This window comes from Mucilaginibacter sp. SG538B (assembly GCF_013376065.1).
GTDB classification, from domain to species: Bacteria; Bacteroidota; Bacteroidia; order Sphingobacteriales; family Sphingobacteriaceae; genus Mucilaginibacter; species Mucilaginibacter rubeus.
This window is the reverse complement of the sequence record NZ_JABMJI010000003.1, coordinates 969,975-984,056: the sequence shown is the minus strand read 5'-3', so window position 1 is coordinate 984,056 and position 14,082 is coordinate 969,975. Positions and strand designations below refer to the sequence as shown.

Annotated in this window: 16 protein-coding genes; 11 read left to right on the top strand and 5 right to left on the bottom strand. The window is 43.7% G+C overall.

Going from position 1 to position 14,082, the window contains the following annotated elements; translation table 11 throughout:
- Positions 1 to 15 precede the first annotated feature (15 nt).
- Positions 16 to 741, bottom strand: coding sequence for an RluA family pseudouridine synthase (locus FHW88_RS20210; RefSeq protein WP_090526425.1), 726 nt, complete (start codon positions 739 to 741; stop codon positions 16 to 18).
- Positions 742 to 1,017: 276 nt separating this feature from the next.
- Between FHW88_RS20210 and FHW88_RS20205 the strand changes: the two genes are divergently transcribed.
- Positions 1,018 to 1,461, top strand: coding sequence for a KTSC domain-containing protein (locus FHW88_RS20205; protein WP_090526427.1), 444 nt, complete (start codon positions 1,018 to 1,020; stop codon positions 1,459 to 1,461).
- Positions 1,462 to 1,466: 5 nt separating this feature from the next.
- Here the strand turns inward: FHW88_RS20205 and FHW88_RS20200 are convergent, their stop codons facing one another.
- Entirely contained in the window at positions 1,467 to 2,057 is a 591-nt protein-coding gene (locus tag FHW88_RS20200) for an NTP transferase domain-containing protein (RefSeq protein WP_090526429.1), read from the bottom strand.
- A 432-nt stretch (positions 2,058 to 2,489) separates the two neighbouring features.
- Between FHW88_RS20200 and moaA the strand changes: the two genes are divergently transcribed.
- The 5 genes from moaA (at position 2,490) to FHW88_RS20175 (ending at position 7,547) form a co-directional block, all read left to right on the top strand.
- Complete coding sequence (moaA, locus tag FHW88_RS20195) at positions 2,490 to 3,479, top strand: GTP 3',8-cyclase MoaA (protein ID WP_176627662.1); 990 nt, start codon at positions 2,490 to 2,492, stop codon at positions 3,477 to 3,479.
- A gap of 17 nt (positions 3,480 to 3,496) precedes the next feature.
- Complete coding sequence (locus FHW88_RS20190; protein ID WP_218117244.1) at positions 3,497 to 4,693, top strand: molybdopterin molybdotransferase MoeA; 1,197 nt, start codon at positions 3,497 to 3,499, stop codon at positions 4,691 to 4,693.
- 158 nt (positions 4,694 to 4,851) lie between these two features.
- On the top strand, positions 4,852 to 5,322 hold the full coding sequence (moaC, locus tag FHW88_RS20185) for a cyclic pyranopterin monophosphate synthase MoaC (RefSeq protein WP_090526435.1): 471 nt from the start codon (positions 4,852 to 4,854) through the stop codon (positions 5,320 to 5,322).
- On the top strand, positions 5,303 to 6,514 hold the full coding sequence (locus FHW88_RS20180; RefSeq protein WP_218117243.1) for an NTP transferase domain-containing protein: 1,212 nt from the start codon (positions 5,303 to 5,305) through the stop codon (positions 6,512 to 6,514). The genes moaC and FHW88_RS20180 overlap by 20 nt, the downstream gene beginning before the upstream one ends.
- A complete protein-coding gene (locus FHW88_RS20175) occupies positions 6,489 to 7,547 on the top strand; it encodes a HesA/MoeB/ThiF family protein (RefSeq protein WP_176627661.1) in 1,059 nt (352 codons plus the stop codon). Before FHW88_RS20180 ends, FHW88_RS20175 begins: the two co-directional genes overlap by 26 nt.
- Before the next feature lie 244 nt (positions 7,548 to 7,791).
- Here the strand turns inward: FHW88_RS20175 and FHW88_RS20170 are convergent, their stop codons facing one another.
- The 3 genes from FHW88_RS20170 to FHW88_RS20160 form a co-directional block, all read right to left on the bottom strand.
- Complete coding sequence (locus FHW88_RS20170; protein ID WP_090526441.1) at positions 7,792 to 8,211, bottom strand: molybdenum cofactor biosynthesis protein MoaE; 420 nt, start codon at positions 8,209 to 8,211, stop codon at positions 7,792 to 7,794.
- A gap of 12 nt (positions 8,212 to 8,223) precedes the next feature.
- Positions 8,224 to 8,658: a GNAT family N-acetyltransferase gene (locus tag FHW88_RS20165; protein ID WP_176627660.1), complete on the bottom strand. Its 435-nt coding sequence runs from the start codon at positions 8,656 to 8,658 to the stop codon at positions 8,224 to 8,226.
- 136 nt (positions 8,659 to 8,794) lie between these two features.
- Positions 8,795 to 9,037, bottom strand: a complete 243-nt coding sequence (locus tag FHW88_RS20160) for a MoaD/ThiS family protein (RefSeq protein WP_090526447.1) — start codon at positions 9,035 to 9,037, stop codon at positions 8,795 to 8,797.
- A 368-nt stretch (positions 9,038 to 9,405) separates the two neighbouring features.
- Between FHW88_RS20160 and fdhD the strand changes: the two genes are divergently transcribed.
- From fdhD to FHW88_RS20135, 5 genes are all read left to right on the top strand, one after another.
- Positions 9,406 to 10,287, top strand: a complete 882-nt coding sequence (fdhD, locus tag FHW88_RS20155; protein ID WP_176627659.1) for a formate dehydrogenase accessory sulfurtransferase FdhD — start codon at positions 9,406 to 9,408, stop codon at positions 10,285 to 10,287.
- A gap of 14 nt (positions 10,288 to 10,301) precedes the next feature.
- Positions 10,302 to 10,658: a DUF7009 family protein gene (locus FHW88_RS20150; RefSeq protein WP_176627658.1), complete on the top strand. Its 357-nt coding sequence runs from the start codon at positions 10,302 to 10,304 to the stop codon at positions 10,656 to 10,658.
- The gene (locus tag FHW88_RS20145) at positions 10,655 to 12,970 is read left to right on the top strand and encodes an FdhF/YdeP family oxidoreductase (RefSeq protein WP_176627657.1); all 2,316 of its coding nucleotides are present in this window, start codon (positions 10,655 to 10,657) and stop codon (positions 12,968 to 12,970) included. Before FHW88_RS20150 ends, FHW88_RS20145 begins: the two co-directional genes overlap by 4 nt.
- A 71-nt stretch (positions 12,971 to 13,041) precedes the next feature.
- Entirely contained in the window at positions 13,042 to 13,356 is a 315-nt protein-coding gene (locus FHW88_RS20140) for a hypothetical protein (protein ID WP_091162212.1), read from the top strand.
- Positions 13,357 to 13,456: 100 nt separating this feature from the next.
- Positions 13,457 to 14,062, top strand: coding sequence for a GDSL-type esterase/lipase family protein (locus tag FHW88_RS20135; protein WP_090526457.1), 606 nt, complete (start codon positions 13,457 to 13,459; stop codon positions 14,060 to 14,062).
- Positions 14,063 to 14,082: the final 20 nt, after the last annotated feature.

The window sequence follows — 14,082 nt, the reverse complement described above, 5'->3', positions numbered from 1 at the left end:
TTGTACCATTTAATTTTAACTGTCAAATTTATCAAGCAGCTTCAAAAGCGTTTCAAAGTCTTTAGGATATGGAGCATGGATGGTAACTTCGGTTTCGGGATTGATACGAAATGTTACTTCATAAGCATGCAGGGCAAAGCGCTTCATGATAGGCAGCTCTTCCTGATCTTTACCCAAATGATATTTGCGCTTTATTTTAGAGAGAAAAACAGGCTCGCCCTTATACATCTCATCGCCGGCTATGGAGGCTCTTTGTGTAGCCAGGTGGATCCTGATCTGGTGCATACGGCCTGTAACCGGGCGGCATTCAACCAAAGTATAATGTTTATAATATTTTAACGACTGAAACCAGGTTTCGGCACGCTTGCCTTCCTGCCTGCTGATGGTTACACTGCCCTTGCCAACATTTAATATAGGCAAATCAACAAGCAGGTTATCGAAAGTATGTGTGCCGTCAATAACCGCGTGATATACTTTTTTAACCTTACGCTTTTCAAACTGAATGGAAACCGACCGGTAAGCCTCGGGATTTTTTGCAAAAATAAGCGCGCCGGATGTTTCTTTATCAAGGCGATGACAGATCTGCGCATCGTCCCAATAAGCCTTAGCCAGCCTTAACATGCTGATCTCGCTGCTGCCTTCGCCCCGTTCATCAAGTGAACTTATAAAAGGCGGTTTGTTTACAACAATAACGTCGTCGTTCTCAAACAGTATCAGATCGGCAAATTTGGGAAACTTCATAGCCCGCAAAAATACGGTTTATAATTTAAACAGCTGCCACCGTATTTTATTCATTTATGCTGCTAAATTAAAGTTGCAAACAGGGTAAGGAATTAAGTTGAATGTTAATAAAAGTTTTAGCTAATATTTACTCCATATCATCATTGTTTAATAAATAAAACTTCCTGTTTTTCCTCGTTAAAAAAGTGTACCTTCGCGCCGTTATTTTCATGGTGGTGCTGAGCGCTTTTTTGCCTGTAATCCCTTCATCGACAATAAAAAAGAATTAAATAAACAATGAAAAAAATTGGCGACTACAGGAAACTCCTGAACGTGACCGAAAATGCAGAGTTAAGCGAGTTACGTTCGGTTTATAAAAGCATGATGAAAACCTGGCACCCCGACAGGTTTCAGGACGACAACAGGGCAGAGGCAGAAGAGAAGAGTAAAACAATTATTGAAGCTTATCATTTTTTGGTAAGCATTGCACCTGAAACCCGTGCTCAAACTTTGCCTGATTATACAGCTACCACAACGTTATCAAACATAGCCGATTTTGAGTATAAGCAACAGGTACTGAAAGTTACTTTTCTTGATGGTAATGTGTATGAATATTTTGGCGTGCCCAAAGCCGTTTATATCAAACTGATCAATGCTGATTCGCCCGGCCGGTTTGCCCGCAGGCATATTTTTAACGAGTTTGTATATCGCAGTGTAAATAAACTGGTTGCTTCGGCTTAATTATCTTATCCTACCTGGTTAAGCCTTTCTAAATCATCGGCGGTGTCAATGTCAATAGCGCCCAGCGGAAAAGGGAGTATAAAAACGTCATCGGTATGTGCTTCAATGATTTTTTTTGCACCTTCGGAGCCTTGCAGGTCAAGTAGTTCGGGGAAATATTTTATATCGAACAAAGCGGGCGCGCCCAAAACATCACGATAGCCGCAGGCAATAATACCGCAGTCATTAACTTCTTTTTTTTCCATTAATTGTGATATCAGGAATGAATCAACAAATGGCTGATCGCAAAGCATCAGGATAATTGAAGTTATGCGGGGTTCAAGCCTCAAAATTTCGGCTACACCAACTTTTATTGACGAGCCCATTCCCTCTTCCCAACGCGGATTGTGAATGACGCCTACAAGTTGTTCATCTATATTTGGACGGATTAATTGTTCATTGGCTCCTAACACCACAATAACTTTTTCGCAATGCAGGCAGGTAAGCGCGGTTTGAATTGCCCGCTGTAAAAGGGTTTTACCCTGGTAAATTTGGTTTTGCTTGGGCGAGCCAAAACGATTTGATGCGCCCGCTGCCAGAATAATAATCCCTGTCATTTTTATTACTGTTACATTAGATGTTGGTATAACTGTTGTTGTAATGCCTGGTTAATGATCATGCATTACCATTTTGTAGCTTCCGGTCCTGCGGTTTATGTTTGTTAGGCTCAGGGGGCTTCCTTTTTATAAATTCTTTGGGGCGGATGCTTGCCTTAATACGGTAATAATTTAATTAAAGTTTTAGTCGGATCTATTCATTTATAACAATTTGATTTTTTGTGCTTTATGCGTGTATTGGGAAAGGGGTATAACCCTGTTACGCTTTTGTAATTTTATTTCAGACCGGATATATCACTGAGGAAGGGAATAAAAATACATTTCGTAAACATCTCCAAGCGGGGTAATGCTTATTTTTACAATTGCCGTGCATAAACTTAAAGGTGTAATGGCTGTTAATTAATTAAATTTACAGGATAAAAAAGCTATATTTTGTTAACAGATAATCATGGACGGAAGATCAGCTATATGCGCCTCGCGGTGACAGACAGGTGCAACCTGCGCTGTTTTTACTGTATGCCTGAGGATGGCTTGAACTGGCTTTCACGTGCCGAGCTCATGACCTATGAGGAAATGCTGCGCAGCTGCAGTTTGCTTGTAAAAATGGGTATCGAAAAAATCCGTATTACCGGGGGCGAGCCCTTTGTACGCAAAGATATTATGCATTTGCTCACAGCTATATCCAGGCTGGACGGCTTAAAAGAGCTGGGCCTTACAACTAACGGTGTACTTACAGCTCCTTATGTGTCCGAATTAAGAAAGATAGGTGTACGGTCAATAAACCTGAGCCTGGATACGCTGGATGCCAACCGCTTTTTTACCATTACCCGCCGCGACGAATTTGCCAGTGTGATGACAGCCTTAGATGCCATGCTGAGCCATGATATGGAAGTAAAGATCAATGCCGTGGTGATGGATGGCAAAAATATACAGGATATTATCCCGCTGGTTGAATTGGCCAAAGAGTTGCCGGTAAGTGTCAGGTTTATAGAAGAAATGCCTTTTAACGGCGATGGTCATGTGTACGATGGATTACATTGGGATTATCTTCGCATTTTAGATGAAATAAAAAGCAAGTATCCGCAAATAAAGAAACTGGATGACCCGGCTTATTCTACTTCATACAATTATCAGGTCCCGGGGCATAAGGGTACAGTTGGTATTATAGCCGCTTATTCGCGTACATTTTGCGGCAGCTGTAACCGGATCCGCATAACGCCTCAGGGTGGGTTAAAAACCTGTTTGTATGATGATGGCGTGCTCAATTTAAAAGATCTGATGCGTGCGGGAGCTTCTGATGAAGTATTGGAGGATGCCCTGTTAACCGCTTTTAGCCACCGCCCGGCAGATGGCTGGGAAGCCGAGCGGGCACGGGTAGCCAAAACAGGTATCCACGAGTCAATGGCCACTATTGGCGGATAGTTTTAAACTACATATATATGACAACGGTTGAAGAAGCTGAAAAACTGGTGCTTGCGCAAATTAGGGATTATGGTACTCAAAGCCTCCCGTTTGAACAGGCTCTGGGTTGTGCCCTGGCCGAAGACCTGAAGGCCGACCGTGATCTGCCGCCCTTTAACCGGGTAACCATGGATGGTATCGCTATAAGATATGAAGCTATTGAGAGTGGGATCAATATTTTCCGGATCAAAGCTACCCAGGCAGCCGGTGACGAGCCGGTTCAAATCGACAGCGCCGATGAATGCATCGAGATCATGACCGGTGCTGTGTTGCCCGCTTCGGTTGATACAGTGATCCGCTATGAGGATGTGGAGATCATCGCCGGGTCGGCGAGTATACATACCCGCGACATAAGAAAAGGGCAGAACCTGCATTTGCAGGGCCTTGATAAAAAACAAAATGATGTTATATCAACGGCAGGACAGCTGGTAAGCCCCGCTATCATTAGTGTGGCGGCATCAGTGGGTAAAACCCATCTGCTTGTTAAAAAAATGCCGCGGGTGGTAATAGTTTCGTCGGGCGATGAATTAGTTGATGTGCATGAAACGCCGCTGCCGTACCAGATCCGCAAATCAAACAGCTATATGGTAAAGGCCGTTTTAAAACAACATGGTGCCGATGCTGATATTTTGCATATCCCTGATGAGCCCGCGGTTACTAAAGAAAAGATCCAATACTGTTTGCAAAACTATGATGTGCTGCTGCTGAGTGGTGGTATTTCGATGGGGAAGTTTGATTATATCCCCCAGGCACTTGAGGAATTAAAGGTTGAAAAGTTGTTTCATAAAGTAGCCCAGCGGCCCGGTAAACCCTTTTGGTTTGGCAGGCATAATAACGGTGCATTGGTGTTTGCTTTTCCGGGTAACCCTGTAGCCACATTTATGTGCCTGCACCGTTACTTTTTAACATGGCTTAATACAGCAGCGCTCGGCTTGCCCGCGAAAGCCGTCACATATGCGGTATTAGGAAAAGATTTTACATTTCAGCCGGCTTTACAATACTATCTGCAGGTAAAGCTGCAAAGTAACGGGCAGGGCCAATTGATAGCTACACCCGTTGAAGGAAATGGTTCGGGCGATTTTGCTAACTTAGCAGATACCGAAGCTTTTTTAGAACTTCCGCCTGAAAAGAATAATTTTAAAGCAGGAGAGGTGTTTAAGGTTTGGAGGTTTTAGTTTTTGGGATTTCACCGATTTTCTTTGTTGATTACACCGATTTTTTGATTTGATCGAATCCATAACATAATAAGTCGCTATAAACAAACAAAGGAATCATGGCCCTAACAAATCGATGAAATCACAATAAGAAATCAGTGTAATCATAATAAAAAATAATGTTAACCCACATAAACAAACAAGGCGATCCTAATATGGTTGATGTAACTGAAAAGCAGGTTACACACCGTACTGCTACTGCGCGTAGCATTATTAGTTTGCCGGCAGAGGTATTTGAACTTTTAGCAGGGAATGAATTGCAGAGTAAAAAGGGCCCCGTTTTTCAAACAGCTATCATCGCCGGTATCATGGCCGCAAAAAAAACCGGCGACCTGATCCCGCTTTGTCATCCGCTGGGTTTGGATAACTGTAATGTTACTATCCGAATAAATGAGCAGCAGGAAGTGGTGGTTGACTGTACTGCAAGCATTACGGCAAAGACAGGTGTGGAAATGGAAGCGCTGGTAGGCGCTTCAATAGCGGCACTTACTATTTATGATATGTGCAAGGCCATGAGCCATGATATAGTGATAAAAGAAACCAAACTGATCTCAAAAACAGGAGGTAAACGTGACTTTAAAAGATCATAACCAGCCATCAGGCACGCATAAAAAACACGCTAAACTGGCCCGCCCTTCAACCGGTAACTTCGGCCGTAACGAATGGGCAATTTTAGGTGGCCCCTGTACCGTGATCAAATTATTGGCCGATGATGTGATCCGTTCACTTTCTCCGGTTTATAAATGTGCTTATGTGGATATGTCACATAATGATGATATTACTTTGCTGCCCGGCAGATTGGTGAGCGGCGCTTCGCTTGATTATACCGACCAGGTAAACTATCAGCAGTTTAACTATCAAAACCCGGTATATCCTTATCAGCTTAAACAGCAATTTTCGTCTGCCGACCTGGTATTAGTTAATGGAAATCACCAGCAGGCTAAGGCCCAGGTAGTTATTATCGACGTTAATAAAGAGGCGTCACTGCAAAAAAGGACAGCTCAGCTCAATAACGTTCAGCTTTTTCTGCTGGCCGATAATGCAAGCCAAATCCCGGGCTTTATACAGGAGGTTCTCCCTCACTGGCAACAGATCCCCGTTTTAAAGGTAGATGACCGTGAAAGGATCGTTGCTTTTTTTGAGACTGCTTTAAAACAGGCCAAACCTGTTTTAAACGGACTGGTATTGGCTGGCGGCAAAAGTACCCGAATGGGTTTTGATAAAGGAGCGGCCAAGTGGCATGGCAAGCAGCAACGATATTATATGGCCGATTTGCTCAAAACCTTTTGCCGGGAGGTTTACATTTCTGGTCGCCCCGGCCAGCAGCAGGAAATTGACCCTGCTTATCCCGTTATTGAGGATACATTTACTGGTTTAGGACCTTATGGGGCAATTCTTTCCGCTTTTCGCGAACAGCCGGATGCCGCCTGGCTGATCATAGCCTGTGATTTGCCTTTGATGGATGAAGCTACCCTTCGCAATTTAGTGGCCTGGCGAAACAGTTCGTCGGTGGCTACGGCTTATCACAGCCCGGTAACCAATTTCCCGGAACCTTTGATAGCCATATGGGAGCCTAAAAGCTACCCTGTACTTTTATCGTTTTTGGCGCAGGGGTATTCATGCCCGCGTAAGGTTTTGATCAATAGTGATATTACATTGTTAAACGCACCACAACAGGAGGCGCTGACCAATGTCAATACGCCTGAAGAATTGGAGAAAGTAAAATCAATGATCCACCATACAATAGTTGCTACTAATGAATCAGGATTTACAACGATATAACTGCCAGATAGCACTGCCCGGTTTTGGCGAGGAAGCCCAGCAATTATTGCAGCAAGCCCGCGTACTGGTTGTCGGGGCTGGGGGGTTGGGCTGCCCGGCTGCACAATACCTGGCATCAACCGGAATTGGCACATTAGGAATTGCCGATTTCGACCAGGTATCGATAAGTAACCTGCACCGCCAGGTATTATATAACCCTGCTGATGAGGGGAAAAATAAAGCTGAAGTGGCTTGTTTACGCCTACAGGCTCAAAATCCGAGTATTAAGCTCGTACCTCATGCCATCAAAATAACATCCGATAATGTGATGGATGTTATCAACAATTACGACATTGTGCTGGATGGTACCGATAATTTCGAAACCCGTTACCTGCTTAATGATGCCTGTGTTTTGGCCGGTAAGCCGCTTGTTTATGGTGCCATTTATCAGTTTGAAGGGCAGGTTGCCATTTGGAACGTAAGCAACCCCAAAGGGGCAAATTCGCCCAATTATCGTGATTTGTTCCCCGAAGTGGATGCTACCCAGATCCCTAACTGTACTGAAGGCGGAGTAGTACCTACACTGGCCGGAATCATTGGCTGTATGCAGGCCAATGAAGTAATCAAGTACATTACCAAAACCGGTGAATTACTGGCCGGGAAAGTGCTGATCTTTGATGCACAAAGCATGCAAAGCCGCATCTTTAAGATTGGCCCGGTAACAAAAACACATATCCGCAGGTTAAAAACAACTATCACTATTCCAACCATCAATGCAGATGAACTAAAAAAACGGATCCTTTTAGATGATACGGTAGAACTTATTGACGTGCGTACCATCCACGAGCGTGAAGCCTATGATATTGGCGGTACGCATATCCCGCTGGACGAAATAGAAGAGTACCTGGCCTACTTTACCAGCCCGAATACCAAAGTCCTTTACTGCTCATCAGGTAAACGAAGCGAGGAAGCCGTAAAACTTATCCTCAAAATGATCCCCGAGGCCGATGTGTTTTCATTGGAAGGCGGGTTAGAAGAGTATAAGGCTGATTAAATGATTTCGGATATCGGAATTTCGATTTCGGATTTTTTTAATTTGAATCGAAAGTTTGTGCCGTTGTTTGTGTTGTCACCAACAACTTTTTTGTATCCTAAGCTTTTATAATGACGAAACCTCCAACAAGCGGCAGCTACGGAGCGGGAGTTGTTGGTGACAACACCAACAACGACGAGGAAAATCTCCCATTGAAAATTGAAAAATCCGAATTTCAAGTTCCGAAATCCAACATCCCCAAATCCTAAGGATGTGCTGCTACCCAGACATCGCCGTCCTCAAAGCTTTCTTTTTTCCAGATAGGGACGGTTTGTTTAAGTGTATCGATGATGTACCTGCAGGCATCAAAGGCAGCGTCACGGTGCGCTGCTGAAACGGCAATAACAACCGGTACCTCGCCAACCTGCAGCAATCCGGTACGGTGGTGGATCAGTATTTTTTGTACCGGCCAGCGTTCAAAGGCCCAGGCAACAATCTTATTCATTTCGCTGATGGCCATTGGCTCGTAAGCTTCAAAATCGAGCCTTAAAACTTTTTTTCCTTTGGTTGAATTGCGTACGGTACCAATGAATACATCTATCCCCCCGGATTCATGTGACATGATCCAGTCGATACATGATTGGATATCCAGTGTTTGGGCCGATAGGAGGATCTGTGTGTTCATAGCAATGCAAATCTATATTTTATCTGCCAATGATTTCATGAGGTATTTGGGCAATTCAGTATAACCCTGCTTGTAATAAAACCGGTGGGCGTCGGTCCTGCGTGTATGGCAGTGCACCTCTATCCTGTCGGCATCACGTTCTTTGCCAAGTTCGGTAATATAACCCTCAAGAGCCTTACCAATACCTTTGCCCCGGGTGTTTTCATCAACAGAAAAACAACTGATGCGAATAAAATCACCCTTAACAACCAGTTGAGTTAAAAAATCAATGGCGATAAAACCTGCAACCTTACCTTCATCTTCATAAACCAAAACCTTCGATGAAGGTTGCTCTAACATTCGTTCAAGGTTACCCGGCAAAAAATCTTCAGTGCCTGGATAGCCCAATTGTGTTAGCAAATTTGATATTGCAGTATGATCGGCAAGCGTTGCGCTTCTGATGGCCATTCTATATTAAGTTGATTGTTTTATATTGATGAAATTGAGGGTAAGTCCTAAAATACTACTGCAAGCTGCCCACTAAAAACTGTAAACTGCCGCTAAAAAGTTTACTGCCACTGCTACTTAAAAACTGCAAACTGATCTACCCCCCGCTTACCGGCGGAATGATCGCTATTTCGTCGCGTTCGTGAATAGTATCGCCGGGCAGGGCATATTCGTTGTTAACAGCCAGCATGTATGATGAAAGCTGCTTTAAACGCGGGTATTGTTGCTCAAGCAGGTATTTTAAATTGGAGATAGTTGCATCGTTGGTCATTTCCAGGCTAACTTCGCTGCTTCCAAATATCTCCTTAGCCACTCCAAAAGCCAGTATGTTGATCTTCATATCTCAAAAATATTCAAATTAGCTTACAAAACGAGTACTGGGTTTTAAATTTAACAAATCAACATATGTAAGTTCATTATGCGGGTTAAAGCCTCCGGGTTTGAGCCTAAACAAAAAATAAGCGTGAAGCCTTAACCTTGCCGGGGTTTACATGTGTTAATACTATTTTTAATGTAATTAATTGATTGTTAATTGGATAGTATAAAATTGCTCGAATTTCTGTTAACCCTGTTAACCCCTTGCCAGCCTAAGTTAACGGCTGTTTTGCAGACGCTTGCCTCAAAAACAATTCAAACGAAGGGACTTAAACTTGCCTTCTGCATATAAACTTGCATAAACAAACTATGCCATAAATTGTATCTTTGAATATGTCTTCGCCATCAGTTATTCATATCCCGGTTGTAAAAGTTAACGCTAACCGAAGCGCAAGGGAGGAGGATAGCATAGCCATTGAAGAACCACTTGAAATTAAACTGGAATATGGTCCTGCAGATGGCAGAGAGTTACGTAATATCTCTGTAACTATGCGTACCCCCGGTCATGATGCCGAACTGGCAACCGGTTTCCTTTTTACCGAAGGCATTATTAAAAATGCAGATGAGATAAAATCAGCTAAACACAGCTTTATAACCTGCGCTGAAAACAAGAAGAATACCATGCTGGTAACACTTGAACAAGATGCACTGCCGTACCTTCAAAATACCGAACGGAATTTTTATACCACAAGCAGTTGCGGTGTGTGCGGAAAGGGTTCTATCAGCGCTATTCGCATAGTAAGCAATTTTGCCGCCGGGGCAGATGATGGCAATGTGATTCATAGTTTGGTACTTAATCAGTTACCGAAGATTTTGCGCGGGCACCAGCGGGTATTTGATGATACGGGCGGTTTGCATGCATCGGCTTTGTTTACTCCTTTGGGTGAACTGTTATTATTAAGAGAAGACGTAGGCAGGCATAACGCTTTAGATAAGCTGATAGGTGCTGCTATGATGTATAACTGGCTGCCGTTGCAGCAAACAGTATTGTTACTTAGCGGCAGGGCGAGTTTTGAGCTTATTCAAAAGGCCGCGATGGCAGGCATCAGTATTATTGCGGCAGTAGGTGCGCCGTCAAGCCTGGCTATAGAACTGGCAAACGAATTTAATATTACACTGATTGGCTTTTTACGCGATGAGCGCTTTAATATTTACGCGGGCGCGCACCGGGTAATGGTCCCCGATGAGGCCGTACTAACGGCACCATCGGTGTAAACTGATTGATACCAATGAAAATAAGGATAAAAGGTAATTCACTAAGATACAGGCTCACTAAAACCGATGTAGCCAAACTGGCCGAAGAAGGTTATGTTCAGGAAACCGTCGATTTTGGCAGTCAGCAGCTTATTTATGCTTTGAGACTGGTTGATGATGAGCATCTTTCGGCAACCTATAAGGAGAATGCCATAACACTATATGTGCCAAAAGCTGTGGCCACCGGCTTTGCCGACGACGATAAGGTAGGTTATGAAGGTAAACACGGCAGTTTGCATTTACTGGTTGAAAAAGATTTTACGTGTTTGGATGAAGTCGCCGAAGATCAAAGCGATAATTATCCTAATCCCTTAGCAGCTAAAAAGCCATGAGCAAGCAAGCAGAACAAGGACCGGCAGCAGAGAATCCTGAGGAGCTACTCGACCTGAAAATAACACATCCAAAAGACTGGGCGGCGGGTGTCCCTGCTGTTACAGTGGCTATGGTTGATATATTAAAGGAAGCAGGCCTGGCAAGAGGTATGGAAGGCTTGTTTCATATGAACAAAAAGAGCGGTTTTGATTGTTCTGGCTGTGCCTGGCCCGACCCGGATGACGACCGTTCGCCCATTGCCGAATACTGTGAAAATGGTGCCAAAGCCCTTGCCGAAGAAGCTACTACCAAAAAGCTCACTGGTGATTTTTTTGCTGAAAATTCGGTAGCGGATCTTGCCAAACTTAACGATTATGAGATAGGGAAGAAGGGACGCATAGCCCAACCAGTATATCTGGCCAAAGGAGCTACACATTACACACCGGTAAACTGGGACTTCGCGTTTAAAAAAATAGCGAATGAGCTTAACGCTTTGGCGTCGCCCGATGAAGCTGCATTTTATACATCCGGCCGTACCAGTAACGAGGCTTCATTTACTTACCAGTTATTTGTGCGCGAGTTTGGTACCAATAACATGCCCGATTGCTCCAATATGTGCCATGAAAGTACCGGTGTTGGCCTTGCCGATACTATTGGCATTGGCAAGGGCACAGTCACCCTTAATGATTTTTACGATACCGATGTAATCATTATCATGGGGCAAAACCCAGGTACCAATCATCCCCGGATGCTTAGCGCGCTTGAAAAGGCTAAGCAGAAAGGCTCAAAGATCATTGCGGTAAACCCCTTGCATGAGGCTGGGTTAATGGGTTTTAAAAACCCGCAAACGGTAAAAGGCATTTTAGGTATCAAAACGCAATTGGCCGATCTGTACCTGCAGGTAAAAATAAACGGTGATATGGCTTTGCTAAAAGCCATGGAAAAACTGCTATATAAAGCCGAGCGGGAAAATCCCGGCAGCGTCTTCGATCATGAATTTATTAAAAAGAACACTACCGGTTACGTTGCCTTTTTAGACAGTCTGAACCAATATGAGGTTGACGACCTGGCTAAAGCTGCCGGTTTAACAGTGAATGAAATTGAACAGGCGGTTGATTTGATTAAAAATAAAAGCCGCATCATTATTTGCTGGGCTATGGGCATCACCCAGCATAAAAACGGAGTGGATACCGTAAAAGAAATTGTGAACCTGGCCATGCTTAAAGGCGCCATTGGTAAACCCGGTGCCGGTTTGTGTCCGGTGCGTGGTCATAGCAACGTACAGGGTAACCGTACCATGATGATCTGGGATAAGCCAAAACCGAAGCAGTTGGATAAACTCAAGGAAGTTTTTGGTTTTGAGCCGCCGCGGGGCCATGGTTATGATGTTGTTGAATCTATTAAAGCTATGGACGAAGGCAAACTTAAAGTGTTTTTTGCCATGGGCGGCAATTTCCTTTCGGCTACGCCGGATACCCTGTTTACGGCACAGGCCTTGCGTAAACTTAAACTTTCGGTACATGTATCAACCAAATTAAACCGTAGCCATCTGGTTCATGGTGAAGAAGCTTTGATCTTGCCAACACTGTCACGAAGCGATAGAGATGTTGTAAATGGCGAGGATCAATTTATAAGCTGTGAAAACTCCATGGGGGTTGTCCAAATGTCAAAAGGGATGCTGAAGCCTGTATCTGAACATCTGATGAACGAGAACCAGATCATTTGTAATCTTGCTAAAGCCACATTAGGTAATCGTGCCGTTGTCGACTGGGATAAGTACGCACAAAGCTATGATGCTGTGCGCGATGCGATTGCCAAAGTCATTCCGGGCTGTGAGGATTATAACCAAAAGGTACGTTTGCCCGGCGGTTTTTACCTGCCAAACGCCGCCCGCGAGGGTAAGTTTATCACCGAAAAGAATGGAGCTGTTGTGCCTTTCAATATCGCCCCGTTGCCGAAGCATGAACTGGCTGCCGACGAATACCATATGGCAACCATCCGCAGTCATGATCAGTTTAACACCACCATATATGGCCTTGACGACCGCTACCGGGGCATTCACAATGAGCGCCGGGTAATTTTGATGAATGAAAAAGATATGAAAAAAGCCGGTTTCAGGGCGCAGGAAAAAGTTAACCTGTTTAATTATGATGATGGTGTTGAGCGGGTAGCGAGGTTGTTTGTAGTTGTGCCTTACAACATCCCCGAAGGGAATACAGCTACCTATTACCCCGAGGCCAATGTACTGGTTCCTATCAACAGCGTTGCCGAACAAAGTAATACGCCCACATCCAAACTGGTTAATATCAAAATCAGGAAACACGTGGGTTAATAACCATTCTAAATACTTACACCTTAAAACAAAAGCGTTTACATAATACTTATCTCCTTAAAAAAAGTATTATGTCATTTGATCAATATCACGAGCCGGCAAATGAACTATCCGACGAAACCCGCACCTTTGCCCGAATGATAGTTTCATTAACCGAAGAGGCTGAGGCTATAAACTGGTACGAACAGCGGATTTCTGTCGAGAAAGATAACCAGGCCAAAGCCATTATGCAAAACGCACAGCAGGAGGAGTTTAAGCACTTTGGTATGGACCTTGAGTTTTTACTGCGCAAAAAGCCGGTATGGCGTACTACGCTGCAAGCTATCCTTTTTAAAGAAGGTGATATTGTTGAGCTGGGCACCAAAGGTGAAGAAGCGGCAGAATAATAGTCATTTTTACATTTTTAGTTTTATCATCGTTACATTAAGTTAGGGCTATTGTATTATCTTTAGCGCTTAAATTAATACGGCCCTACTATAAAAGAATATGATCTGGTACGAAGAGGATGTGAAGCAGCTGGAAATTAAGCGAACCAAGCTTGATTATGTGCCGCGGGTAATTTTTTATGGAAGCTCATCCATTCGTTTGTGGAATACGCTTGATGTTGATTTTGATGACATGCAACCAGTTAACCTTGGCTTTGGCGGTTCTACACTGGCTGCTTGCGTATGGTTTTTTGAGCGTATAATGCATTCTTATAACCCCGAATCCATCGTAGTGTATGCGGGCGATAATGATCTCGGCGATGGCCGCAACCCTGAAGAAGTTTTTATATTTTTTAAGCAGCTCACTGTCGAGGTTGAGCGGCTTTTTGGTAACATTCCCTGCTATTATATATCGCTTAAGCCAAGCCTTGCCCGCTGGCCTATTGTTGAAAAGTACAGGTACACCAATAGCCTAATTGAAAACGAGATAATACACCGCCATAAAAACTGGCAGTTCATCAATATATTTAATCAGATGATAGATGCTTCCGGTAAACCAATACGAGAATATTATGATAAAGATGGTTTGCATTTGAGCAGCGCCGGTTACGCTTTGTGGAAAAAAGCTGTTTTACAGCGAATGCCACAAAGTATCAAATTAGCTTAATATAGGGTTTACACGCATTT

Bases quoted from the DNA above. Each gene is read 5' to 3' on its own strand.
- FHW88_RS20210 (WP_090526425.1), bottom strand. From the start codon at position 741: ATGAAGTTTCCCAAATTTGCCGATCTGATACTGTTTGAGAACGACGAC.
- FHW88_RS20145 (WP_176627657.1), top strand. From the start codon at position 10,655: ATGAGCAAGCAAGCAGAACAAGGACCGGCAGCAGAGAATCCTGAGGAG.
- moaC (WP_090526435.1), top strand. From the start codon at position 4,852: ATGTTAACCCACATAAACAAACAAGGCGATCCTAATATGGTTGATGTA.
- FHW88_RS20135 (WP_090526457.1), top strand. From the start codon at position 13,457: ATGATCTGGTACGAAGAGGATGTGAAGCAGCTGGAAATTAAGCGAACC.
- FHW88_RS20170 (WP_090526441.1), bottom strand. From the start codon at position 8,211: ATGAACACACAGATCCTCCTATCGGCCCAAACACTGGATATCCAATCA.
- FHW88_RS20165 (WP_176627660.1), bottom strand. From the start codon at position 8,658: ATGGCCATCAGAAGCGCAACGCTTGCCGATCATACTGCAATATCAAAT.
- FHW88_RS20200 (WP_090526429.1), bottom strand. From the start codon at position 2,057: ATGACAGGGATTATTATTCTGGCAGCGGGCGCATCAAATCGTTTTGGC.
- FHW88_RS20205 (WP_090526427.1), top strand. From the start codon at position 1,018: ATGAAAAAAATTGGCGACTACAGGAAACTCCTGAACGTGACCGAAAAT.
- FHW88_RS20175 (WP_176627661.1), top strand. From the start codon at position 6,489: ATGAATCAGGATTTACAACGATATAACTGCCAGATAGCACTGCCCGGT.
- FHW88_RS20190 (WP_218117244.1), top strand. From the start codon at position 3,497: ATGACAACGGTTGAAGAAGCTGAAAAACTGGTGCTTGCGCAAATTAGG.
- fdhD (WP_176627659.1), top strand. From the start codon at position 9,406: ATGTCTTCGCCATCAGTTATTCATATCCCGGTTGTAAAAGTTAACGCT.
- FHW88_RS20150 (WP_176627658.1), top strand. From the start codon at position 10,302: ATGAAAATAAGGATAAAAGGTAATTCACTAAGATACAGGCTCACTAAA.
- FHW88_RS20140 (WP_091162212.1), top strand. From the start codon at position 13,042: ATGTCATTTGATCAATATCACGAGCCGGCAAATGAACTATCCGACGAA.
- FHW88_RS20160 (WP_090526447.1), bottom strand. From the start codon at position 9,037: ATGAAGATCAACATACTGGCTTTTGGAGTGGCTAAGGAGATATTTGGA.